Below are 24,782 nucleotides of genomic sequence, written 5' to 3' on the forward strand. Positions count from 1 at the left end.
GAGAAGGGACGAACCATGACCGAGATCAAGACCAACCGCCGCGACGATGCCGACGTGACCGGGGTGCAGGCGTCACCGGCACTCACCGCGAGCCTGCAGCGGGTCCTCGTCGACCTCGTCGAACTGCACCTGCAGGGCAAGCAGGCGCACTGGAACGTCGTCGGCACCAACTTCCGCGACATGCACCTGCAACTCGACGAGCTGGTCGACTTCGCCCGCACGGGCAGCGACACCATCGCCGAACGACTCCGGGCGCTCGACGCCGTCCCGGACGGCCGGTCGGACACGGTCGCGGAGACGACCTCCCTGCCGCGGTTCCCCGCCTACGAGGTCAGCACGTCCGAGGCCGTCGACCTGGTCACCACCCGCGTGTACGCGACCGTCGGCACCATGCGCGACGTGCACGACGCGGTCGACGCGGAGGATCCGTCCACGGCCGACATCCTGCATCAGCTGATCGACGGGCTCGAGAAGCTCGCGTGGCTGATCAAGTCGGAGAACCGCAAGGTCTAGCCGGCGGCACGGCCGGTGAGGTACCAGGTGTGCATGACGCCCTTGCCCTTGACGTCGACGTCGCCACGCTCCTCGAACGTGAAGGTGGCGCGCAGGCGCTCGTACACGTCGGAGGGCACCTGGATGCGTCCCTCGACGTCGGTGGACTCCATCCGCGACGCGACGTTGACCGCATCGCCCCACACGTCGTAGAAGAACTTGCGCGATCCGACGACACCGCCGACGACCGGCCCGGCGGCGATGCCGATCCGCAGGGGGACCTCCCGCCCCTGCGGGTCGGTCAGTCCGGCCACGGTGTCGGCCATGTCGAGGGCCAGCGCGGCCAACGCGTCGAGGTGGTCGTCGCGAGGTTCGGGCACGCCACTGACGACCATGTACGAGTCCCCACTCGTCTTGATCTTCTCGAGCCCGTGACGATCGACCAGCGCGTCCAGGTCGGTGTACAGGGCGTCGAGGAACGTCACCAGGTCCGTCGGCGTCGTGTCGCTCGCGCGCTTCGTGTACCCGGCGATGTCGGCGAACAGGATGGACGCGTCGTCGTACCTGTCGGCGATGACGCCGTGTTCGGGGTTCTTGAGCCGCTCGGCGATCGACATGGGGAGGATGTTGGCGAGCAACGACTCCGATCGCTGGTACTCCGTCTCCATCGCCCGCTCGGCGCGGGCGATCTCCCGCAGGGCGAAATACACCGTCGCGACGACGAGCACCCATGCCGCCACCGTGTTGACGACGAACCCGAGCCGGAACGCCCACGCCGGCTGTGATCCGGTGTCGTGCGGCACGAACGACTCGAGCAGCAGGACCGTGACGGCGCCGAGGATCGCGAATCCCGACGCCAGCACGATGTGCTCGATCCCCAGGATGAGGACGACGATGGTGGCGGCCACCACGTAGTAGAACTGCAGTCCGATCCCGCTGCCCACGTAGATCGCCGACACGGTGATCGACAAGTAGGCGACGGCCACGAACACCATCGGGGGCACCAGGTCGCCGAACCGGCCCAGCCGCGGCACCGCGAGGAACGCCGCGGCGGTGGCGAGGTTCACCGCTGCCAACCACCGCGCGTCGGCGACGACGAAGAACTGTTGCAGGCCGAAGAAGACACTGACGACTGCGGCGATCCGCGTCGTCACCGTCAGCACCCGCATCTGGCGGGAGGTGGACTCCGCGTGGTGCCGGGTGCGGCCCGCATCGGCCAGCTCGAGCGCCGGCGGACGCGAGCAGGACGCCCGGGGGCGTAGGTGCGGTACGCCCTCGGGCCATGATCGATCTCCCGTGATCGCCACGTGATGAGCGTAACTCGCAGCCTCGTGCATGCTTGCCCGAAATATCGTCGTACAAGTTAATTTATGTTTGCTCACATACCCCGTTTCCTTGCTACCTAAGAGTAGTTATTGCCCATAGCCAGCTAACCGGTCTGACGCGTGTCCAGTGAACACTCGTAGCGCCGGACAGTCGTATCGCGACAAGGCCATCATCCTGGGGTTTCTCCGGTCTTACTGGGCCGAAAGTCCGTAAAATCCCAGGTAAGGCGACTGTTGGTATGAATTTGCTATACCCGCACCTGAGCGACCGAAATGCAGCGTCTGCCAAATTGAGCTGTCGGCCATTTAGCAAACCCCGAAACAAGTTGCGATCAATCACTGTGCGGATTTGCTGTCGCCTGTATACGGTTTGGCTCAACCGCACTGACGGTGCCGATGAATCACGAACGTATATAGGAGCCCCATGAAGAAGAAGAAGTCCGGGTTGCTTCGCAGCATCGCCACCCGATCGGTCATCGCGGCCATCCCGGTCGCCATGGTGAGCGCCTACGCCGGCGGGGTCTCGGTCGTCCCGCGTAGCGCGTCCTACGACATCCAGACGGTGGCCGAGATCAACGTCTCGAAGACCACCGTCGGCGTCGCCGACTCCTCGCTGTACTTCCTGTCGCCCACCGAGATCAACAAGCAGCTCGACCAGCTTCAGGCCCTCGGGGTGCAGAACGTCCGCGTCTTCGTGCCGTGGGCCTTCGTCGAGCCGGTGAAGGACAGCTACGACTGGTCGATCATGAACACGATCATGGAGGCCGCCGCCGCCAGGAACATGGGCGTCCTCGCCGAGATCAACAGCACGCCGGCATGGACCGCGCCTGCGGGCACGCTGCCCGGTGCAGGGCAACCGGAGATCGCGCAGTTCTCTCAGTTCGTCAAGGACTTCGCCACCAAGTACGGCCAGACCGTCTCGGCGTACGAGATCTGGAACGAGCCGAACTACGTGGCGTTCCACCAGCCCATCTCGCCAGAGGCCTACACCGAGCTGCTCAAGGCCGCGTACCCCGAACTGAAGCAGATCGACCCGACCGCCACGGTGGTCGCCGCCGGACTCGGCGCGGTGCAGAGTTTCGGCAACTTCACGCTGAACCCGGTCGAGTACGTCCAGCGGATGTACCAGGCGGGTGCCGCGAAGTTCTTCGACGCGTTGGCGTTTCACCCCTACCAGGAGTCGCTGCCCTTCTCGCAGGGCGTGACCAACGGGCTGTCGCCGCTGGCCCAGCTGCAGGCGATCAAGAGCCTCATGGACCTCTACGACTCGGCGCCCGGCACGACGCAGAGCGCAAAGTTGGTCTGGGTCACCGAGTATGGGCTCCCCACGTCGAACGTGACCCAGACCCAGCAGGCCGCGTACATCAAGGACTTCCTGCAGAAGTGGTCCACGCTGGCGTGGGCCGGGCCGGCCTTCATCTACACCACGCGCGACCAATACGCGCCCGGCACCCCGAGTGCATCACTGCCCGACTACAACTACGGCCTCTACAACTATGACGGGACGCCCAAGCTGGCGGCCGACATCATCAAGCAGTGGATCGCCAGCCACCCCGGCCAGACGGTGCCGCCGGTGGTCGTGCCCCCGGTGGTGACCCCGCCGGTTGACCCGATCGCGCAGTTCTTCGCGGCACTGGCCCAGCAGCTCGCGCAGGCGATCGCCCAGGCGGTCGCGAACTGGGCGGCGCAGATGGCCGCACAGATGGCCGCCCAGGCGGCGACGCCGGTCGCCACCGCCGCTCCCCAGGTGCAGGCACGCACGCTGGCGGCGGTTACGCAGTCGGTCGACGAGACGGGAACGGAGATCGCGGCGCCCGCCGCCACCGATGGCGCTCCCGTCAAGGAGGCCGCGGCATCGGACGGCGCCACTTCGCCCGCGTCGACTGCCCCGACCACGCCCGCCACCGACACCGCCGGGATCACTCCCGTCGCGGCCGACGTCGAGGTCACCAAGCCAGCAGCCGTCGAGCCCGAGGCCACCACCCCGGTTGCCACCGAGCCCGCGGTCACGAAGCCGGAGGCAGCGGCGCCGGCGGCGACGAAGCCGGCCGACACCAAGCCCGCCGACACCAAGCCGGCAGCGACGAAGCCGGCCGACACCAAGCCCGCCGACACCAAGCCCGCCGACACCAAGCCGGCCGACACGAAGCCGGCGGCGACTAAGCCGGCCGACACGAAGCCGGCCGACACGAAGTCGGCAGCGACGAAGCCGGCCGACACCAAGCCCGCCGACACCAAGCCAGCCAAGGCCCCGGCATCGGAGAAGCCCGCGAAGGCGGACCGGGGCGCGGACGGCACCACGTCCCGTCACGCCACCCGACGCGGCGCCGGCCAGGCGGACGGCGCGAAGCCCGCGGCGGCGGTCGGCGCCTCGGTATCGGGAGCGGGGGAGTAGCACCGGACACACGCACCCGTAGGCCGCCGCGGCCCCTGTCTTCTCAGGGGTCGCGGCGGTCTGCGTTCATCTCACCGTGCGTTTGCTGATCACCGCCGAGGAGCACGCGATCGACCGCGTACGGGCGGTGTGCCCGATCGCGTCGCGTCGCCATCGAGCGGCAACCCGCCGACGGCGCCCGCAGGATGGCCTGGCCTCGAATGAGGCTGTCGATCAACGGCATTCAGGATGCGGCCATTCGGGGACGCCAACGCCTGCGGCGCCGGCCCGGCGTCACCGCACGCGGTCGGCGCGGACCATGCCGATCGCTTCGGAGAAGTTCCCTCCGTTTTGCTAACGGCGGCGTAAATTGACGGCATCGGTTGACGACTCCGACAATTTCCGGCCCACCAAGGGAGACTTCGATGGCAACATCCACGAGGCGGCTGCTTCGCAGCATCGCCACCCGTAGCGTCGTTGCGGCTCTCCCGGTCGCGATGATGGGTGCCTACGCGAGCGGCATCTTCCTACCACCGCCGGGTCTGACGGCGGCCGAGATCGAACTCGTCGCGGAGATCAGCGCGTCGCCCACGACGGTCGGCGTCGCCGTGTCCCCGCTGTACGGGCAGACGAGGGCGCAGATCGACGAGCAGTTGGACGACATGCTCGCGATCGGCGTCACCAATATCCGGGTGTTCGTCCCGTGGGGCCTGATCGAGATAGCGGACGACACCTACTACTGGGACATGATCGACGACGTCATGGAGGCGGCCCAGGCGCGGAACATGGGCGTACTCGCCGAGATCAATGCGACTGCAGCCTTCGCGGGACCCAACCCCGTCAACCCGTTCCCGTTGGGGAACGAGCCGCCCGATCCGGCCAAGTTCGCAGAGTTCGCAGGTGCCTTCGCCGACAGGTGGGGCGACGTCGTCTCGGCGTACGAGATCTGGAATGAGCCGAACTCCGTGCAGTTCTACAACCCGATCAGCCCCGAAGGCTATGCGGCACTGATCAAGGCCGCCTACCCGGTCCTCAAGGGCATCGATGCCACCGCGACCGTCGTCGCCGGCGCGGTGGGCACCGTTCAGAGCAGCGCCTGGACGCTCAACACGGTCGAGTTCGTGACGCGGATGCTCGCCGTCCCCGGCGCTGCCGCCGCCTTCGACGCGTTGTCCGTTCATCCCTACAGTCAGGAGATCCCGTTCTCGGGGACGTGCCCCACGTGTGCGCCGGGGCTCCTGACTCCACGTGAGCAGGTCGAGGCCCTGATGGCGCTAGGGGGGCTCGCCGGCAAGAAGTTCTGGATCACCGAATACGGCGTGCCGACGTACACACCGCTCCCGCCCAACCTCCAGACGCCGGCACCGCCGCCCATCACCCCCACTCAGCAGGCGGCGTGGATCATGGACCTGCTCAATTACTGGGACAACTATGGTGACCGCGCCGGGCCGATCTTCCTCTATACGGGAAGGGATTCGGTCACCGCGGTGCCCTTCCTCGACGAGGGCAACTTCGGGCTCTGGTACTCCAACGGTTCCGAGAAGCCGATCATCGAGCAGTTGCGGGACTGGCTCGACAACCCGACGGATCCCACCGATCCGGGCACTCCGGGCAACCCGATCGCCCAGTTCCTCCAAGCGTTGGTGCAGCAGATCCAGCAGTTCGTGCAAGCGATCGTGCAGGCCATCACCAACTTCCTGGCAGCGCTCGGAGGGCAGGCGCCGGCGGCCGTCTCGACGGCGGTCGGGCCCGATCCCGCCGACGTGTCGGGCTTTGCGGCGTCCCGACTCGTCTCGCTGAGCGCGTCGACCGACGCCGTCGACGCATCCGGAGCGCTCGGAGTCGGTGAGGTGGAGGACGCCGACGCGCCGCCCGTGCCCGCGACGGCCGAGCCGGACGCCACGGTGCCCGTCGCCGAGGAACCGGTGGCCGACTCGCCGGTCGCCGAGGAACCGGTGGTCGAGGAACCGGTCGCCGAGGAACCCGCTGTCGAGGAGCAGGACGCCGATCCGGTCGAACCCGCGGAGGTCCCGGAACCGGGGGTGGGCTCGTCGTCGGTCAACCCGGTCGACCCCGACCCGTCGCCGTCGACCACCGATCCGGCACCGTCGCAGTCGGATTCGACGTCTGCCGACGAGGAGGGGGCGGCCGGCGATTCGGGCTCCACGTCGTCGAGTCGTACCGACGATGACGCGTCGACGGCGACGAAGTCCTCGTCGCCGTCGTCCGATACCTCGAACCCGGCGGGCACGCCAGGTCGCGCCAAGGCGGCGACCAAGGCCGGAGCCGGCGACGCCTCAGAGTCGTCCGGCGCTTCGTCGGACTCCGCGGACAGCGGATCGGACGACTGACTCCGCACCTCCACCACCGACCGACGCGACGCCGCGGCTCCCGGAATGACGGGAGTCGCGGCATCGTGCGTTTGCTGGCCAATTCTCATGTGATCACTGACCGAGGCTGTCAATTCCTCGTCGTGCCCGCTCGGATCGGCCGTGACCACTACGTCGGAGTTGCTGATCGCGCCATTACCGGCACAACGGCTACGTCGTATCGTAATCGCCGTGCAGGTTATCGCAGTGCCCTGAACTCGCTATATGGGTGCTGCCGCACATCGTACTGACGGTTGTAGCAGACGCGCACCAAGTGGTTCCAATTTCGCCATAAGTCGACTTGTGGGAATGCTCATATGAGCGCTTCAATGGTTAAAACAATACCATTCACCGGTTTCTCCTTTCGGTTGCGCAAATTTGCTGACGCCGGGGTAAATTCTCGCTACCGAATGACGGTGCCGACAATTTTCAGGGGAGAACTCCAATGGCAACATCCACGGGGCGTCTGCTTCGCTCGATCGCGACGCGCGGCGTGATCGCTGCTCTACCAGTCGCGATGGCGAGTGCCTACGCCAGTGGCCTCTTCATTCAGCCGCCGCGTCTGGCGGCTGAGTTCGATTACGTCCCGATCGCGGAGATCGCCGCTGCTCCCACCACCATCGGCATTGCTGATTCGCCGCTCTACGGAATGAGCCGCGCGGAGATCGACAAGACGCTCGACAAGATGCTGTCGATCGGTGTCACCAACATTCGGGTCTTCGTTCCCTGGGGACTCGTCGAACCGCTCGACAACCAGTACAACTGGACGCACATCCAGGACGTGATGGACGCGGCCGCGGCGCGCAACATGGGCGTCCTCGCCGAGATCAACGCCACGCCGCTGTGGGCGGCGGCGAACCCGCCCGGGCCCGGAACCATCCTGTTCCCGGGGTCCGACACCCCCAAGGTCGAGGCCTTCGTCGACTTCATGAAGGTGTTCGTCGGCAAGTACGCGAACACGGTGTCCGCCTACGAGATCTGGAACGAGCCGAACTGGGTCGGCTTCTCGGCGCCGATCGATCCCGAGGCCTACGCCGCTCTGCTGAAGGCCGTCTACCCCGTCATCAAGGACGCAGCCTTCGGGCTGGACAAGACCGCCACGGTGGTCGCCGGTGCGTTGGGCACCGTCCAGAACCATCCCTTCGGCTTCACGATGAGCCCCGTCGACTTCGTGCAGCGCATGATGGCGGCCGGCGCAGGCAACTTCTTCGACGCGTTGTCCATCCACCCGTACAACGAGGAGATCCCGATCACGGGAACCTGCCCCACGTGCCCGGCCTGGATGCTGACACCCCGTCAGCAGCTCGAGGCCATCAAGTTGATGATCCAGGGGAAGAAGATCTGGATCACCGAGTACGGCCTACCGACGACGCCCATCGAGACCGGCTTCACCGAGCTGCAGCAGGCCGCCTGGCTGAAGGAGATGCTCGACTACTGGCAGACCTTCGGCGACCAGGCCGGACCCGTGTTCCTCTACAACCTGCGCGACAAGCTGCTGGGGAGCGTGGACCCGCAGGCGAACTACGGCTTCTTCTACAACAACTGGGACCCCAAGGCAGCCGCCGCGATGCTGAAGACGTGGATCGAGACCCACCTGGTGCTCCCGCCGCCGGTGACGCAGCAGCCCGCGGCGAATCCGATCGCGCAGTTCTTCGCCGCGATCCAGCAGATGATGCAGTCGTTCAGCCAGGCGCTCTCGCAGATGTTCAACCCGGGATCGATCATCCAGTCGATCGTGCAGGCGATCCAGGGGCTGTTCGGCGTCCGCCCGGCTCCGGCGCCCGCGGCCGTGGTCACCACGTCGGCTCTGGTCGGTCCGGAGTCGGCAAGGATGGCCACGCTGACGGCCGACACCGAGCCCGCCACCGACGCGACGGTCTCCGGGGACGTCGCATCCGAGGCGGAAGGCGAGCCGGCGGCCGACGCCGAGCCCGCCGCCACACCGATCGACACCGCACCCGAACCCGCCTCCGGCGCGATCGAGACGGTGTCCGCCCCGAGCGACGTCACACCGGAGCCATCGGAAGTCGTTGACGAGCAGACGGATTCGGTCGAGCCGGCAGACGACGCGGCGGTGGACGGTTCGGACCCCACCGGCACGGACGGCGACGACTCCGACACCGCGGCGGACGGCGGCTCGACGAGCACGAAGACCGACACCGGGAAGACCGAAACCGACCAGACCGACACCGGGAAGGCCGGCGACGAGTCCGGCAGCTCGACGTCCGGCATCTCCACGTCCCGGATGTCGACGACGGGTGACCGGTCCTCGACGCGCAGGTCGACGACGGCCGATTCGGAGTCGACGAGCAGCGCGACGAAGTCCGGTCCGAAGCATGCGAAGGCATCCGACCCGGGTACGGCGTCGGCGGACTCCGATGCGGCAAGCGCGAGTGGGGGTGCGTCGGATTCATCGAGCGGTGCGACCGACGACTGAGGGTTCCGGCGCATTCACCGGACGCCGCCGCGACCACCCACCCGGGGTCGCGGCGGTGCCGCGTGACGGGCGGGAAGTCGCACGTGGTGCCCCCGGTGAGATTCGAACTCACACTGGACGGGTTTTGAATCCGTTTCCTCTGCCAGTTGGGATACGGGGGCCAACGCTCGAGCGCGGTCTCTCACCATAGAGGATCACCGGTTAACCCCGTTACGGCCCCGAGGTCGCTGAACTGCGTCCGTCACGCGACAATGTCGGGATGACAGCTTCTACGCCGGACGCCCCCGTGGCGCGTCGCGTCCTCATCGCCGAGGACGAGGCCCTCATCCGCATGGATCTCGCCGAGATGTTGCGCGAGGAGGGATACGACGTCGTCGGCCAGGCCGGCGACGGCCAGGAGGCCGTCGAACTGGCGGAGAGTCTGAAGCCCGACCTCGTCATCATGGACGTGAAGATGCCGCGCCGCGACGGCATCGACGCTGCCGCCGAGATCGCCGAGAAGCGCATCGCGCCGATCGTGGTGCTCACCGCCTTCTCGCAACGCGAACTCGTCGAGCGGGCCCGCGACGCGGGTGCCATGGCGTACCTCGTCAAGCCGTTCTCGATCAGCGACCTGATCCCCGCCATCGAGCTGGCGGTCAGCCGGTTCGGCGAGATCGCCGCCTTGGAGCAGGAAGTCGCGACGCTGTCCGACCGCCTCGAGACGCGCAAGCTGGTCGAACGCGCGAAGGGTTTGCTGCAGGAGAAGCAGGCGATGACCGAACCCGAAGCGTTCAAATGGATTCAGCGTGCCGCGATGGATCGCCGGACCACCATGAAGCGCGTCGCCGAGGTGGTCCTCGAGACGCTCGGCACACCCGGCGACGAGTAACGACTGCGTTTCCAAACCCGGTGTTTCACCGGGTGGTTCAGCCCGCACGCGGCTCGCATTTCCCAACAGCACGCACTACGGCCACTCGTTGGCTATGTTCTACCCGAAGCGTCGCCGCCCAGGCCGATCCGTGCCGCGGAGACGACGCCGATGACAACTCTGACCCGGAGGTGAAACGTGCACGGTCGTGTCGCACGGAGTGCATTTGCTCTCGGTAGCGCAGGCATGCTTGCGCTGGCCCTGGCCGGCTGTAATCAGTCGGCCCCTGAGGAGAGCTCCTCGCAATCCGCTCTCAAGATCGTCGAGCAGGTCCAGATCGATCAGAACGGCGGAGAGGTGAAGCCCGCCGAGGGTGCGGCCCCGGCCGATCCCGCGGGCGACGGCAAGGCCACCTGCCCGCCGGTGTCGATCGCCATGGCCGGAGCCCTCAACGGGCCCGACGCCGCGCTCGGCATCAACATCGTCAACGGCGTCCAGTTGGCCATCGACAAGCACAACGAGGCGAACCCGGGCTGCCAGGTGCAGCTCAAGAAGTTCGACACCGAGGGCGACCCGCAGAAGGCCACCGCCATCGCACCGCAGATCGTCGACGACCAGTACACGATCGGGCTCGTCGGCCCGGCGTTCTCGGGTGAGACCAAGGCCACCGGAACGGTCTTCGATCAGGCCGGCCTGGTCGCCGTCACCGCGTCGGCCACGAACCCGACGCTGAGCGAGAACGGCTGGAAGACCTTCTTCCGCGGCCTCGCCAACGACGCGGTCCAGGGTCCGTCGGTCGCGAACTACCTGAAGAACACGCTGGGGCAGAAGAAGATCTGCGTCGTCGACGACAGCACCGACTACGGCCTCGGCCTCGCGACCGCGGTCCGCGAGACGCTCGGACCCGTCGCCGACTCGACGTGCAACATCTCGGTCAAGAAGGGCGACAAGGACTTCTCGGCCGCGGTGACCCAGCTGAAGGGTGCCAACCCCGAGGCGGTGTTCTACGGGGGCTACTACTCCGAGGCAGCACCGCTCGTCCAGCAGCTCAAGGACGGTGGCGTGACGGCGACGTTCGTCAGCGCCGACGGCACCAAGGACCAGCAGTTCGTCGACCAGGCCGGCGAGGCCGCCAAGGACGCGCTGCTGTCCTGCCCGTGCGGCCCCGCGACGGGCACGTTCGCCGAGGAGTACAAGACGAAGTTCAGCGCCGACCCCGGCACCTACAGCACCGAGGGCTACGACCTCGGCACCATCCTGCTGAAGGGCATCGACTCCGGGGCGATCACCCGGCCGGCGCTGCTGGACTACGTCCGCAACTACAACGGTCAGGGCGTGGCCCGCAACTACCAGTGGACCCCCGCCGGTGAACTGACGACGAACCTGATCTGGATGTTCAAGGTTCAGTAGAGAATTCGACGACGGGAACGCGTCCGGAACCAGTCAGTTCCGGACGCGTTTTCGTTGAAGTCGCCCGTCCCTCGCCGCAAGGAGCCGCCCCCGGATGCCGTCCGACTGTCTGGGTGAGTACGTCTGTACCGCCGCCAACATCAACTTCAACGTCGACAATCTGCTGAACGGGTTCTGGCAGTTCACGATCGACGGGCTGTCGTGGGGTGCGATCTACGCGCTCGTCGCGGTCGGCTACACGCTGGTGTTCGGCGTCCTGCGGCTGATCAACTTCGCGCACTCCGAGATCTTCATGCTGGGCATGTTCGGGGCGTACTTCTGCCTCGACGTCATCCTCGGATTCACCCCGAGCGGCAACGCCTACAACAAGGGCATCGCACTCACGGTGCTGTACCTCGCGATAGCCATGATCTTCGCGATGCTGGTGTCCGGCTCGGCGGCGGTCGGCCTGGAGTTCGTCGCCTACCGTCCGCTGCGCCGGCGCAACGCGCGACCGTTGACGTTCCTCATCACGGCGATCGGCATGTCGTTCGTGCTGCAGGAGTTCGTGCACTTCATCCTGCCGCGCCTGATCGACGGGTACGGCGGTTCCAACGCCCAGCAGCCGATCGTCCTGGTGCAACCCAAGACCCAGTTCACGATCTTCGGCGCCTCGGTGTCCAACGTGACGATCGTGATCGTCGTCGCCGCACTGGTTCTCGCCCTCCTCACCGACATGGCGATCAACCGGACCAAGTTCGGCCGCGGCATCCGCGCCGTCGCGCAGGATCCGACCACCGCGACGCTGATGGGCGTGTCCCGCGAGCGGATCATCATGACCACCTTCCTCATCGGTGGCCTGCTCGCCGGCGCCGCCGCGCTGCTCTACACGCTGAAGGTGCCGCAGGGCATCATCTACTCGGGCGGCTTCCTGCTGGGCATCAAGGCCTTCTCCGCGGCGGTGCTCGGCGGCATCGGCAACCTGCGGGGCGCCCTGCTCGGTGGTCTGCTGCTCGGCATCATGGAGAACTACGGCCAGGCGGTCTTCGGCACCCAGTGGCGTGACGTCGTGGCCTTCGTCCTGTTGGTGCTGGTGTTGCTCATCCGGCCCACCGGCATACTCGGCGAGAGTCTCGGAAAGGCGCGAGCATGACCCGGCCCGGTGACGACGACACGACCACGACCGACACCGACCCCACCGACGCCGCCGGCGGTGCGACGCCGACCCGTCGGACGAGCCATCTGCTGGCCCCGGGCGACGGGTTGCGGAGCTGGTGGGCCGGGCTCGGCCGGTCGCACAAGTGGCTGGTGGGCGCCGTCGGATTCGGCCTGCTGGCGCTCCTGCCGCTCTACACCCCGCCCTTCCTCGACACCCCCGGCATCAGCTTCGGCGGCACCATGGCGCAGTTCGCGATGATCGCCATCATCGCGATCGGCCTGAACGTCGTGGTCGGTCAGACCGGCCTGCTGGACCTCGGGTACGTCGGCTTCTACGCGGTGGGCGCCTACACCGTGGCGCTGCTCACCAGTCCGGACAGCCCGTGGAACGTCATGGGCGCCAGCGGATTCTTCAGCTCGGACTGGGCGTGGTTGTCGTGCGTGCCGCTCGCGATGGCGGTCACCGCACTCGCCGGTCTGATCCTGGGCACCCCGACGCTGCGTCTGCGCGGCGACTACCTGGCCATCGTGACGCTCGGTTTCGGCGAGATCATCCGCCTGCTCGCCGACAACCTGGCCGACGTCACCAACGGCCCCCGCGGACTCAACCAGATCGCCTATCCGCACGTGGGGGAGAAGGAGGGCCTGCCCAACGGCGTGTTCTCCAACGGCAACTCGGCCGGCGACGCCAACTACGGCACCTGGTGGTTCTGGCTCGGCCTGCTGTTCATGGTGGGGATCCTGCTCCTGGTGGGCAACCTCGAGCGCAGCCGCGTGGGCCGCGCCTGGGTGGCGATCCGCGAGGACGAGGACGCCGCAGAGGTGATGGGCGTCAACACCTTCCGCTTCAAGCTGTGGGCATTCGTGATCGGCGCCGCCATCGGTGGCCTGTCCGGAGCGCTCTACGCGGGCCAGGTGCAGTACGTCGCACCACCGACGTTCAACATCATCAACTCGATGCTGTTCCTGTGCGCAGTGGTCCTCGGCGGCCAGGGCAACAAACTGGGCGTCATCTTCGGGGCGTTCATCATCGTGTACCTGCCCAACCGGCTGCTCGGCGTGGAGTTCCTCGGCATCAACCTCGGCGACCTGAAGTACTTGTTCTTCGGACTCGCGCTGGTGGTGCTGATGGTCTTCCGGCCGCAGGGCCTGTTCCCGGTGCGCCAGCAGCTCCTCGCCTACGGCCAGTCGGCGAAGAAGCTGTTGCGCAGCGCCGACGACTCGAAGGCGGCGGCATGAGCGATCAGCCCGGCACCGACGACACCCTGATCGACGAGGACCTGGCCGTCCTGCACCGGCCCGTCCAGGTGGCCGAGGGCGAGACGCTGCTCGCCACCAACGAACTCACCGTCAAGTTCGGCGGCCTCACGGCGCTGGACGCCGTCACCTTCGACATCCGGCGCGGCGAGATCCTCGGACTCATCGGCCCGAACGGTGCGGGGAAGACGACGTGCTTCAACGCCATCACCGGCGTCTACCGGCCGACGTCGGGCAGCGTGACGTTCGACGGTGCGCCGCTCGGCAAGATCAAGCGACACGAGATCACCCGCCGCGGCATCGCGAGGACGTTCCAGAACATCCGGCTGTGGGGCGAGATGACGGCGCTCGAGAACGTCGTCGTCGGCACCGACGCCCGGCACAAGACCTCGGTGCCCGGTGCGCTGATCCGGACGCCGCGGCACCGCCGCGAGGAACGCGACGCCATCGAGCGTGCGGCGGCGCTGCTGCAGTTCGTCGGGATCGCGCACCGCGGCGAGGAGAAGGCCAAGAACCTGCCCTACGGCGACCAGCGGCGGCTGGAGATCGCCCGCGCGCTGGCCACCGAGCCGAAGCTGCTCTGCCTCGACGAGCCCGCGGCCGGCTTCAACCCGAGTGAGAAGTCGGCGCTCATCGAACTGATCCAGGCGATCCGCGACGACGGCTACACCGTGCTGCTGATCGAACACGACATGCGACTGGTCATGGGTGTCACCGACCGCATCGTCGTCCTCGAGTTCGGCCGCAAGATCGCCGACGGCCTGCCCGCGGAGATCCGCGAGGATCCCGCCGTGATCGCCGCCTACCTGGGAGTCCCCGATGACGAACTCGCCTGAGACGCCTCCGGCCACCGACCTCGACCCGCGGCCGGTGCTGCTGGAGGTGCGCGACGCCGTCGTGCACTACGGCCGCATCCAGGCGCTACACGGTGTCTCGCTGACGGTCCGCCAGGGCGAACTGGTGACGCTGCTGGGCAGCAACGGCGCCGGCAAGACCACGATGATGCGCGCGATCTCCGGGTTGCGGCCGCTGACGTCGGGCTCGGTGTGGTTCGACGGCCAGGACGTCTCGCGGGTCAAGGCGCACAAGCGGGTCGGCGACGGTCTCATCCAGGCGCCCGAAGGCCGCGGCGTGTTCCCCGGCATGTCGGTGGTCGACAACCTCGAAATGGGTTGCTACGGCCGCAAGTTCCCGTCCAAGGGCGAACACCGCGAGCGGTTGGACTGGGTGTTCACCACGTTCCCGCGGCTCGCGGAGCGGCGAACGCAGGTGGGCGGCACTCTCTCCGGCGGTGAGCAGCAGATGCTGGCGATCGGCCGTGCCCTGATGGCCCGGCCCAAGGTGCTGCTGCTCGACGAGCCGTCGATGGGACTCGCGCCGATGGTCATCTCGCAGATCTTCCGGATCATCTCCGAGATCAACGGCCAGGGGACGACGGTGCTGCTCGTCGAGCAGAACGCCCAGCAGGCGCTGAGCCGGTCGGACCGCGCCTACATCCTCGAGACCGGCCGCGTCACCCGCGAGGGCAACGCGCGGGACCTGTTGAAGGACGACAGCATTCGCGCCGCCTACCTCGGCGTCGCCTAGCCCCTAGCCCCCACCCCGGCCCCGGGCACCTTCTCCGGCGGCACCTTCTCGGGCGGCACCTTCTTCGGCGAGCGTGCGTGTCTGCGGGCGACACGCCGGTCGAGAACCCGACTTCGCGCACGCTCACGCACCCCTCAGCGCGCGACGATCACCGACGAGCCGTGGCCGAACAGTCCCTGGTTGGCGGTGACGCCCACCGTGGCGCCCTCGACCTGCCGGCCGATGGCCTGACCCTTGAGCTGCCAGGTGAGTTCGCAGACCTGCGCGATCGCCTGCGCGGGGATGGCCTCGCCGAAGCACGCCAGCCCGCCGGATGCGTTGACCGGTACGCGGCCGCCGATGGTGGTCGCACCGCTGCGGAGCAGTTCCTCGGCCTCACCCTTGGCGCACAGTCCGAGGTGCTCGTACCAGTCGAGTTCGAGCGCCGTCGACAGGTCGTAGACCTCGGCGAGGCTGACGTCCTCGGGTCCGATGCCGGCCTCGGCATAGGCGGCGTCGAGGATCTGATCCTTGAACACGCGGTCCGGACCGGGCACCACCGCCGTGGAATCGGTGGCGATGTCGGGCAGTTCGGGCAGGTGCTGCGGGTACTGCGGCGTCACGGTGCTGACCGCACGCACCGACGGCACACCCTCCAGCGAGCCTAGGTGCTTCTCGGCGAACGCCTTGCTCGCCACGATCAGCGCCGCGGCGCCGTCGCTCGTGGCGCAGATGTCGAGTTGCCGCAGCGGGTCCGAGACGACGGGGCTCGCCAGCACGTCCTCGACCGCGGATTCCTTGCGGTAGCGGGCATTCGGGTTCTGCAGGCCGTGGCGCGAGTTCTTCACCTTCACCTGGGCGAAGTCCTCGGACGTGGCGCCGTAGAGGTCCATGCGCCTGCGGGCCAGCAGCGCGAAGTACACGGGGTTCATCGCGCCGATCAGGTGGAAGCGCTGCCAGTCCGGGTCGTTCTTGCGCTCCCCGCCGACCGGCGCGAACGCGCCCTTCGGAGTGGTGTCGGCGCCGATCACCAGCGCGACGTCGCAGAATCCGGCCAGGATGTGGGCGCGTGCGCTCTGCAGCGCCTGCGAGCCGCTGGCGCAGGCCGCGTAGCTCGAGCTGACGGGGACGCCGTTCCACCCCAGCTTCTGGGCGAACGTCGAGCCCGCGATGAAGCCGGGGTAGCCGTTGCGGATGGTGTCGGCACCGGCCACCATCTGGATCTGACGCCAGTCGAGTCCGGCCTCGGCCAGCGCGGCCCGCGCAGCGACGACGCCGTACTCGGTGAAGTCGCGCCCCCACTTGCCCCAGGGGTGCATGCCGGCCCCAAGGATGTACAGCGGGTCCGGGCTGGAGCGAAGCGACTCGGGGGATGTTTCAGCGCTCACGAGATCCTCCAGGCGTAGACGCTGCGCACGAAGCCGTCGTCGTCGGTGTACAGCGGCATCGTGGTCAACTCCATCTCCATGCCGACCTTCAGGTCGGCGGCCAGCGTGCCGTCGGCCACCTTGCCGAGGACGATCAGGCCCTCGTCGGCGAGTTCGACCGCGGCGATCGCGAACGGCTCGAATGTCTCCTGCGCGGGGTAGGGGGCCGGCGGGGGATATCGGTTCTCGGTGTAGCTCCACACGGTTCCGCGGCGGGAGAGCGGCACCTGGGCGAGTTCGTCGCCGTCGCACGCCGGGTTCGGGCAGTTGTTTGCCCGGGGCGGGAAGACGTAGGTGCTGCACTGGGTGCACTTCCCGGCGATCAGGTGGGGGGCGCCGGAATCGTCCAGGCTCCACCATCCGTCGATGGCCGGTAGTTGCGTTGCGGCGTCGGTTTCACCTGGCACCCGGTCAGCGTAAACGATCGCCATGCAGAAACTGCAACGTGTTGCAGTTCCTCGTCGGCCGGGCCGCGCGCCCCGATCCCGCTCGGCGGCGGTGGCACGTCGGAGCCCCCGAATAGAGTGAGGGCGTGAGCCCTGCCAAGACCGCGCCGCAGAGCGCCGCCGCCGCCAAATCCGCAGACGCGAAGCACACGCTGCTGCTGCTGGACGGCAACTCGCTGGCGTTCCGTGCGTTCTACGCGCTGCCCGCCGAGAACTTCAAGACGCAGAGCGGGCTCACCACCAACGCGGTGTACGGCTTCACCGCGATGCTGATCAACCTGCTCCGCGACGAGCAGCCCACTCACGTGGCCGCCGCCTTCGACGTCTCGCGCCAGACCTTCCGCATGGACCGCTACCCCGAGTACAAGGCCGGCCGTTCGGCGACGCCGGACGAGTTCCGCGGTCAGATCGACATCACCAAGGAGGTGCTCGGCGCGCTGGGCATCACCACGCTCGCCGAGGCCGGCTTCGAGGCCGACGACATCATCGCCACGCTGGCCACCCAGGCCGAGAGTCAGGGCTACCGCGTCCTGATCGTCACCGGTGACCGCGACGCCCTGCAGCTGGTCTCCGACGACGTCACCGTGCTCTACCCGCGCAAGGGTGTCAGTGAACTCACCCGCTTCACGCCCGACGCGGTGGTGGAGAAGTACGGGCTGACGCCACGGCAGTACCCGGACTTCGCCGCCCTGCGCGGCGACCCCAGCGACAACCTGCCGGGCATCCCGGGCGTCGGGGAGAAGACGGCGTCGAAGTGGATCGTCGAGTACGGCTCGCTGCAGGCGCTCGTCGACCAGGTCGACACCGTCAAGGGCAAGGTCGGAGAGTCGCTGCGCGCCAACCTGTCTCACGTCATCCTGAACCGCGAACTCACCGACCTGGTGAAGGACGTGCCGCTTCCGCAGACCCCCGACACGCTGCGCATGCAGCCGTGGGACCGCGACCAGATCCACCGCCTCTTCGACGATCTCGAGTTCCGGGTGCTGCGGGACCGGCTGTTCGAGACGCTGGCGTCGGCCGATCCGGAGGTCGAGCTGGGCTTCGACGTCCGCGGCGGCGCGCTCGTTCCGGGCACGCTGGCGGCCTGGCTCTCCGAGCACAGCCTCGGCGACCGCTTCGGCGTGGCCGTCGTGGGCACGCACCTCGCCTTCGACGGCGACGCGACGGCACTGGCGCTCGTCGCCGCCGACGGCGAGGGCGTCTACGTCGACACCACCACGCTCACCCCCGAGGACGAGGCTGCGCTGGCATCGTGGCTCGCCGATCCGGGCCCGCCGAAGGCGCTGCACGAGGCCAAGCTCGCGATGCACGACCTGGAGGGTAGGGGCTGGACCCTGCGCGGCGTCACCTCCGACACGGCGCTGGCGGCTTACCTGGTGCGCCCGGGCCAGCGGAGCTTCGCGCTGGACGACCTGTCCGTGCGCTACCTGCGCCGCGAGTTGCGCGCGGAAAGCCCCGAGCAGCAACAGCTCTCGTTGCTCGACGACTCCGAGGGCGTCGACGAACAGGCGGTGCAGACGCTGCTGCTGCGGGCGTCGGCCGTGATGGACCTCGCCACGGCGCTCGACGAGGAGTTGGCCCGCATCGACTCGTCGTCGCTGCTGGGGCAGATGGAGCTGCCCGTGCAGCGCGCGCTGGCGGAGATGGAGTCGGCCGGCATCGCCATCGACACGACGCTGCTGGGCCGCCTGCAGAGCCAGTTCGCCGACCAGATCCGCGACGCCGCGGAGAGTGCGTACGGCGTGATCGGCAAGCAGATCAACCTGGGATCGCCCAAGCAGCTGCAGGTCGTGCTGTTCGAGGAACTCGAGATGCCGAAGACCAAGCGCACCAAGACCGGCTACACGACCGACGCCGACGCGCTGCAGTCGCTGTTCGACAAGACGGGCCACCCGTTCCTGCAGCACCTGCTGACGCACCGCGACGCCACGCGGTTGAAGGTGACGGTCGACGGGCTGCTGAACTCCGTGGCCTCCGACGGCCGGATCCACACCACCTTCAACCAGACCATCGCGGCCACCGGCAGGCTCTCCTCGACCGAGCCGAACCTGCAGAACATCCCCATCCGCACCGAGGCCGGGCGGGAGATCCGCGACGCGTTCGTCGTCGGCGACGGCTACGCGGAACTGATGACCGCGGACTACAGCCAGATCGAGATGCGCATCATGGCCCACCTGTCGGGTGACGAGGGCCTGATCGAGGCGTTCAACACCGGCGAGGACCTGCACTCGTTCGTCGCGTCCCGGGCCTTCGACGTCCCGATCGACGAGGTGACCGCGGAACTGCGCCGGCGCGTCAAGGCGATGTCCTACGGGCTGGCCTACGGCCTCAGCGCCTACGGGTTGTCTGCCCAGCTGAAGATCAGCACCGAAGAGGCCAAGGTGCAGATGGACCAGTACTTCGACCGCTTCGGCGGCATCCGCGACTACCTGCGCGAGATCGTGGACCAGGCGCGCAAGGACGGCTACACGTCCACCGTCCTCGGCCGGCGGCGCTACCTGCCGGAACTCGACAGCAGCAACCGCAACGTCCGCGAGGCGGCGGAGCGTGCCGCGCTCAACGCGCCCATCCAGGGCAGCGCCGCCGACATCATCAAGGTGGCGATGATCAACGTCGACTCCGCGATCAAGGAGGCCGGCCTGCGGTCGCGCATCCTGCTGCAGGTGCACGACGAACTGCTGCTGGAGGTCGCCGACGGCGAACGCGACACCCTCGAGGCGCTGGTCCGGCGCGAGATGGGCGGGGCGTACCCGCTGAACGTCCCGCTCGAGGTGTCGGTCGGCTACGGCCGCAGCTGGGATGCCGCCGCGCACTGACCCGGTCAGCGTCCGTTCGGCTCGACGCGGTGGCGGTGCGCGTGGGCGATCAGTTCGCGCGGGCCGGTGGGCAGTCGCCAGTGGAAGGTGATCGCCGCCAACCGGAGCAGCGTCGCGACCAGTGACCCGACCACCACGGCGAGCCACTGCGCGCCGGTGTGGTCGAGCGCGACGTACAGCAGGGAGCCGAGCATCGCGGGTGCGGCGTACATGTCGTCGGGGCCCATCACCATCGGCACGTCGCGCGCCACGACGTCGCGCATGATGCTGCCCGCGACCGCGGTGATCATGCCGAGGACGGTCGCGGCGAACCAGCTGGCGCCGTGGTCCACCGAGATGGCCGCACCCGACGTCGCGAAGAAGCCCATGCCGAGCGCGTCGAGGACGAGGACCAGCTGACTCAGTCTGATCACCGTCTTGGCGAAGACGGTGGTGACGATCGAGACGACGACGCACAGCGTGACGTCGGGCCACCGCTGCAGCGCCGAGGGTGGATCGATGTCGAGGAGGACGTCGCGCAGGATGCCGCCACCGACGCCGGTCAACACGGCCAGCGTCGCGATGCCGAAGAGGTCGAATCCCTTGCGGACCCCGACGACCGCACCCGATGCGGCCAGTGCGGCGATGCCCGCGTAGTCGACGATGTGCTGGATCATCGCCGCAGGTTATGGCCCGAACCTGGATGCGGGCTGACGGTCAGCCCGGTGGTCGGTAGCTCGCCAACCGCTGCAGCGCCGGCGCCTCGGCGCGCGCCGCGTGCACCCAGTAGGCCTCCTCGGCGAGCAGCGCCGCCACGCGCTGGTCGCCGAAGCCGCGGTCGATGCGGTCCCGCACGAACGCCAACTCGACCACCTGGGCGGCGAACCGCCGCACCTGCGCGGCCGCGGCCTTGCCGTCGTGGGTGCGGGTCGCGGTGATCGCCATCTTCCGGTTCCGGAGCGAGCCGAGCCAGGTCGCCTCGTTCGGCGTGACGAGGCCCGCCGCGACCATGCCGGGCAGTTTGTCGGCCACGACGCGCTGCTCGCGGCGCCTGCCGTGCACGCCGAGCCCGATCACCAGCAGGAAGATCGGCACCATCCACAGCAGGTACACCCCGAAGTACGCCTCGGGGCCCAGCAGCGAGGAGCCGTTCCACAGTCCGTGCATGAACACCGCACCGGCGTAACCGAGCGCGACGAACGCCACCTTCGCGAGCGGACTGCGGCGCTGCATCGCGAGGTAGACGCCGATGCCGAACATGGTGGTGAAGAGGGGATGGGCGAACGGCCCCATGATCAACCGCATGGCCGCGGTGAGCAGCGAATCGCCGATCGAGTCACCCCCGCCGATGTAGAGGATGTCCTCCAGCCAGGCGAAGCCCGCGCCGGTGAGGCCGGCATAGACCAGGCAGTCGGTCAGCGAGTTCATCTCGTTGCGCCGCCTACCGGTCAGCATGACCAGCAGGAACAGTCCCTTGGCGGCCTCTTCGACGATCGGGGCCGTGATCGCCACCGACAGGAAGCTGGACGAGTCGGCGTCGGCGGGTCCCGGCGTGATCAGGGTTTCCAGCCACAGGCTCAGGACGATCGAGACGATGACGGCGACCGACGCGCCCCACAGGAACGCGAGGACCAGCAGCCGCGGCGGCTCCGGCTCCCAGCGGTCGAGCCACAGATAGGCGAGCACCACGACCGCGATGGCCAGCGTGGACAGGACGAAGCCGAGGGCGGTGCCGACGGGGTTGAGGGCGGTCAGGCCGATGACGATCAGGCCCGTGACCAGCGCAAGGAGGATCAGGATGCCGATCGGGGCGCCCACCGCGCGGATCCGCCGTGGAAATGCGGGCAAGAGGACGCGGGCGGGTGGCGGCGGGTGCACAGGAGCAGGCTAGTCGGGAACCGGACCGGGTTTGGCCTGCATGGACCCCGACGAGTACGATCTACCGGTACCTGTGTGCGTCATCTCGAGTTACCCGGGTGCACAGGGTGTCGGTGCTGTCGCGCCGGAACCTCACCACAACTGTCCCTACCATTAAACCTGTCCGGAGCCACCCACCATATGCCAAGTCCCTCCATCACCTCGCCGCAAGTAGCCATCAACGACATTGGCTCGGCCGAGGACTTTCTCGCCGCGATCGACAAGACCATCAAGTACTTCAACGATGGTGACATCGTCGAGGGCACCATCGTCAAGGTCGACCGCGACGAGGTCTTGCTCGACATCGGGTACAAGACCGAAGGCGTCATCCCCTCCCGCGAACTCTCGATCAAGCACGACGTGGACCCCTCAGAGGTTGTGTCCGTCGGCGACGAGGTCGAAGCGCTGGTCCTCACCAAGGAGGACAAGGAAGGCCGCCTGATCCTGTCCAAGAAGCGGGCTCAATACGAGCGCGCCTGGGGCACGATCGAAGAACTCAAGGAGAAGGACGAGGCCGTCAAGGGCACCGTCATCGAGGTCGTCAAGGGTGGCCTCATCCTCGACATCGGGCTGCGTGGCTTCCTGCCGGCGTCGCTCGTCGAGATGCGTCGCGTCCGCGATCTGCAGCCGTACATCGGTCGCGAGATCGAGGCGAAGATCATCGAACTCGACAAGAACCGCAACAACGTGGTGCTGAGCCGCCGCGCCTGGCTGGAGCAGACCCAGTCCGAGGTGCGCAGCGAGTTCCTCAACCAGCTGCAGAAGGGCGCCGTCCGCAAGGGTGTCGTCAGCTCGATCGTCAACTTCGGCGCGTTCGTCGATCTCGGCGGCGTCGACGGCCTGGTGCACGTCTCCGAGCTGTCCTGGAAGCACATCGATCACCCCTCCGAGGTGGTTCAGGTGGGCGACGAGGTCACCGTCGAGGTGCTCGACGTCGACATGGATCGCGAGCGGGTGTCCCTGTCGCTCAAGGCGACTCAGGAAGATCCGTGGCGCCACTTCGCCCGCACGCATGCCATTGGGCAGATCGTGCCGGGCAAGGTCACCAAGCTGGTGCCGTTCGGTGCGTTCGTCCGCGTCGAGGAGGGCATCGAGGGCCTGGTGCACATCTCGGAGCTGTCCGAGCGCCACGTCGAGGTCCCGGACCAGGTGGTCCAGGTCGGCGACGACGCGATGGTCAAGGTCATCGACATCGACCTGGAGCGTCGCCGGATCTCGCTGAGCCTCAAGCAGGCCAACGAGGACTACACCGAGGAGTTCGATCCGTCGAAGTACGGCATGGCCGACAGCTACGACGAAGCGGGCAACTACATCTTCCCCGAGGGCTTCGACGCCGACACCAACGAGTGGCTCGAGGGCTTCGAGAAGCAGCGTGACGAGTGGGAGGCCCGGTACGCCGAGGCCGAGCGTCGTCACAAGATGCACACCGCGCAGATGGAGAAGTTCGCCGCGGCCGACGCCGAGGCGGCCAGCCGCCCCGCATCGTCCGGGACGACGACGTCCTCGCGTGGCGACGAGCCCACCGGCGGAACGCTCGCCAGCGATGCTCAGCTTGCTGCGCTTCGCGAGAAGTTGGCCGGCAACGCCTAACCAGTAGTCGTTCACGACGGACGCCCCGGCTCACCGAGCCGGGGCGTTCGCCGTCTTCGGGGGCTCTCCTGCGCCGAACGACGGTCAGCGCCACGCCAATACGTGCACACATCGCTTTTTGACAATGATTTTCAGTAGCTGGTTGGCTTCCCGTCGTGATCCCGACGCCCCGCCTCATCGCCCTGTTGTCCGCCTCGATGCTCGCCGCAGCCTGCGGCGCCGACCAGGACGGTGATCAGGCCGAGTCGTCGACCACCGCGTCGACGACGGCCGCGCCGGTCGAACGCGCCTCGGCGACTCCGCGTCTCGCGCTGAGTTATGACGGTGGCGTCCTGGTCGTCGACGCCCGCACACTGCAGACCGTCGCCGACGTCCCGGTCGAGGGCTTCGTACGCCTCAATCCCGCAGCGGACGGCCGCCACGTCCTGGTGTCGCAGTCCGGCGGCTTCGCGGCGCTGGACCTGGGCACCTGGACCGAGGCGCACGGCGACCACGGCCACCACTACACGGCCCCGCCCGCCATGACCGACATCCGCTACGGCGGAGCGGAACCCGGCCACGCGGTCGCCCACGACGGCAAATTGACCCTGTTCACCGACGGCACCGGGGGAATCGACGTCGTCGATCCCGCGGCGCTGCTCGAGGGCGACGGCGCCGTCGAGAAGTCCATGACCACCGCACCGCACCACGGCGTCGCGGTGGCACGCGCAGACGGAACGACGGTCGTCAGCGTCGGTGACGAGGAGAGTCGTTCCGGCGCAGAGATTCTCGACCCGTCGGGACGGCCCGTCGCCACCAACGACCAGTGCCCGGGCCTGCACGGTGAGGCCGCCGCCGCCGACGGAGTGCTCACCTTCGGCTGCGAGGACGGCATCCTGATCGTCCGCGGCAACGACATCCGCAAGGTCACCGGGCCCGACCCGTACGGCCGGATCGGCAACCAGGCCGGCAGTGAGGAATCGACCGTCGTCCTCGGGGACTACAAGACCGATCCGGACGCGGACCTGGAGCGGCCCCGCCGGTTCACCCTGACCGACACCGCCGCGGGCACCATCCGGATCGTGCCCATCGACGCCAGCTACAGCTTCCGGTCGCTGGACCGCGGACCCGGGGGCGACGCCGTCATCCTCGGCACCGACGGGCACCTGCACGTGTTCGACCCGGTCACCGCGCAGCGCACCGCACACGTCCCGGCCATCGGCGCGTGGACGGAGCCCGACGAGTGGCAGTCGCCGATGCCGAACCTGCACGTGCAGGACGGCGTGGCCTACGTCAGCGATCCCGGCGCCCGCCGCCTGGTCGCGCTCGACCTCGCCGACGGTTCGACGATCGCCGACACGACCCTCGAGCACCCGACCGTCGAACTGACGGGCGTCGAGGGCTGACCGGA

General features: G+C 68.0%; 18 protein-coding genes and 1 tRNA gene. 13 read left to right on the top strand and 6 right to left on the bottom strand.

The window, feature by feature from the left end; translation table 11 throughout:
- Positions 1-15: 15 nt before the first annotated feature.
- Entirely contained in the window at positions 16-513 is a 498-nt protein-coding gene (locus AC1MEY_RS08480; protein ID WP_480230229.1) for a Dps family protein, read from the top strand.
- Here AC1MEY_RS08480 and AC1MEY_RS08485 read toward each other — a convergent pair.
- Positions 510-1,661: an adenylate/guanylate cyclase domain-containing protein gene (locus AC1MEY_RS08485; protein WP_480231367.1), complete on the bottom strand. Its 1,152-nt coding sequence runs from the start codon at positions 1,659-1,661 to the stop codon at positions 510-512. The genes AC1MEY_RS08480 and AC1MEY_RS08485 overlap by 4 nt on opposite strands.
- Before the next feature lie 580 nt (positions 1,662-2,241).
- On the opposite strand from AC1MEY_RS08485, the gene AC1MEY_RS08490 reads away from it, so the two are divergent.
- From AC1MEY_RS08490 to AC1MEY_RS08500, 3 genes are all read left to right on the top strand, one after another.
- Positions 2,242-4,212: a cellulase family glycosylhydrolase gene (locus AC1MEY_RS08490; protein ID WP_480230230.1), complete on the top strand. Its 1,971-nt coding sequence runs from the start codon at positions 2,242-2,244 to the stop codon at positions 4,210-4,212.
- Between the two features lie 404 nt (positions 4,213-4,616).
- Complete coding sequence (locus AC1MEY_RS08495; RefSeq protein ID WP_480230231.1) at positions 4,617-6,542, top strand: cellulase family glycosylhydrolase; 1,926 nt, start codon at positions 4,617-4,619, stop codon at positions 6,540-6,542.
- A gap of 535 nt (positions 6,543-7,077) precedes the next feature.
- The gene (locus AC1MEY_RS08500; RefSeq protein WP_480230232.1) at positions 7,078-8,997 is read left to right on the top strand and encodes a hypothetical protein; all 1,920 of its coding nucleotides are present in this window, start codon (positions 7,078-7,080) and stop codon (positions 8,995-8,997) included.
- 84 nt (positions 8,998-9,081) lie between these two features.
- Here the strand turns inward: AC1MEY_RS08500 and AC1MEY_RS08505 are convergent.
- Positions 9,082-9,158 (bottom strand) — tRNA-Leu (locus tag AC1MEY_RS08505).
- 98 nt (positions 9,159-9,256) lie between these two features.
- Here AC1MEY_RS08505 and AC1MEY_RS08510 point away from each other — a divergent pair.
- The 6 genes from AC1MEY_RS08510 to AC1MEY_RS08535 all read left to right on the top strand — a co-directional run bounded on the left by AC1MEY_RS08510 (position 9,257) and on the right by AC1MEY_RS08535 (position 15,238).
- Positions 9,257-9,868 carry an ANTAR domain-containing response regulator gene (locus AC1MEY_RS08510; protein WP_480230233.1) on the top strand — a complete coding sequence of 204 codons (612 nt, stop codon included), beginning with the start codon at positions 9,257-9,259 and terminating at the stop codon, positions 9,866-9,868.
- Between the two features lie 177 nt (positions 9,869-10,045).
- Positions 10,046-11,257, top strand: coding sequence for a branched-chain amino acid ABC transporter substrate-binding protein (locus AC1MEY_RS08515; protein ID WP_480230234.1), 1,212 nt, complete (start codon positions 10,046-10,048; stop codon positions 11,255-11,257).
- Between the two features lie 94 nt (positions 11,258-11,351).
- Positions 11,352-12,389: a branched-chain amino acid ABC transporter permease gene (locus AC1MEY_RS08520; RefSeq protein ID WP_480230235.1), complete on the top strand. Its 1,038-nt coding sequence runs from the start codon at positions 11,352-11,354 to the stop codon at positions 12,387-12,389.
- Positions 12,386-13,633 (top strand): branched-chain amino acid ABC transporter permease, encoded by a 1,248-nt coding sequence (locus AC1MEY_RS08525; RefSeq protein WP_480230236.1) that lies wholly within the window; start codon positions 12,386-12,388, stop codon positions 13,631-13,633. The genes AC1MEY_RS08520 and AC1MEY_RS08525 overlap by 4 nt, the downstream gene beginning before the upstream one ends.
- Positions 13,630-14,487, top strand: a complete 858-nt coding sequence (locus tag AC1MEY_RS08530; protein WP_480230237.1) for an ABC transporter ATP-binding protein — start codon at positions 13,630-13,632, stop codon at positions 14,485-14,487. Before AC1MEY_RS08525 ends, AC1MEY_RS08530 begins: the two co-directional genes overlap by 4 nt.
- Positions 14,471-15,238 (top strand): ABC transporter ATP-binding protein, encoded by a 768-nt coding sequence (locus AC1MEY_RS08535; protein WP_480230238.1) that lies wholly within the window; start codon positions 14,471-14,473, stop codon positions 15,236-15,238. Before AC1MEY_RS08530 ends, AC1MEY_RS08535 begins: the two co-directional genes overlap by 17 nt.
- A gap of 134 nt (positions 15,239-15,372) precedes the next feature.
- On the opposite strand, the gene AC1MEY_RS08540 is transcribed toward AC1MEY_RS08535, so the two are convergent.
- Together AC1MEY_RS08540 and AC1MEY_RS08545 are read right to left on the bottom strand one after the other, a co-directional pair.
- Positions 15,373-16,536: a lipid-transfer protein gene (locus AC1MEY_RS08540; RefSeq protein ID WP_480231368.1), complete on the bottom strand. Its 1,164-nt coding sequence runs from the start codon at positions 16,534-16,536 to the stop codon at positions 15,373-15,375.
- A gap of 65 nt (positions 16,537-16,601) precedes the next feature.
- On the bottom strand, positions 16,602-17,075 hold the full coding sequence (locus AC1MEY_RS08545) for a Zn-ribbon domain-containing OB-fold protein (protein ID WP_480230239.1): 474 nt from the start codon (positions 17,073-17,075) through the stop codon (positions 16,602-16,604).
- A 101-nt stretch (positions 17,076-17,176) separates the two neighbouring features.
- On the opposite strand from AC1MEY_RS08545, the gene polA reads away from it, so the two are divergent.
- A complete protein-coding gene (polA, locus tag AC1MEY_RS08550) occupies positions 17,177-19,906 on the top strand; it encodes a DNA polymerase I (protein WP_480230240.1) in 2,730 nt (909 codons plus the stop codon).
- Positions 19,907-19,911: 5 nt separating this feature from the next.
- On the opposite strand, the gene AC1MEY_RS08555 is transcribed toward polA, so the two are convergent.
- Together AC1MEY_RS08555 and AC1MEY_RS08560 are read right to left on the bottom strand one after the other, a co-directional pair.
- A complete protein-coding gene (locus AC1MEY_RS08555) occupies positions 19,912-20,562 on the bottom strand; it encodes a trimeric intracellular cation channel family protein (protein WP_480230241.1) in 651 nt (216 codons plus the stop codon).
- Between the two features lie 40 nt (positions 20,563-20,602).
- Positions 20,603-21,712 carry a PrsW family intramembrane metalloprotease gene (locus AC1MEY_RS08560; RefSeq protein WP_480231369.1) on the bottom strand — a complete coding sequence of 370 codons (1,110 nt, stop codon included), beginning with the start codon at positions 21,710-21,712 and terminating at the stop codon, positions 20,603-20,605.
- A 231-nt stretch (positions 21,713-21,943) separates the two neighbouring features.
- On the opposite strand from AC1MEY_RS08560, the gene rpsA reads away from it, so the two are divergent.
- Together rpsA and aztD are read left to right on the top strand one after the other, a co-directional pair.
- Positions 21,944-23,392 carry a 30S ribosomal protein S1 gene (rpsA, locus tag AC1MEY_RS08565; RefSeq protein ID WP_480230242.1) on the top strand — a complete coding sequence of 483 codons (1,449 nt, stop codon included), beginning with the start codon at positions 21,944-21,946 and terminating at the stop codon, positions 23,390-23,392.
- Positions 23,393-23,547: 155 nt separating this feature from the next.
- Positions 23,548-24,777 (top strand): zinc metallochaperone AztD, encoded by a 1,230-nt coding sequence (aztD, locus tag AC1MEY_RS08570; RefSeq protein ID WP_480230243.1) that lies wholly within the window; start codon positions 23,548-23,550, stop codon positions 24,775-24,777.
- Positions 24,778-24,782: the final 5 nt, after the last annotated feature.

It is taken from the genome of Mycobacterium sp. PTI7, from assembly GCF_056679845.1.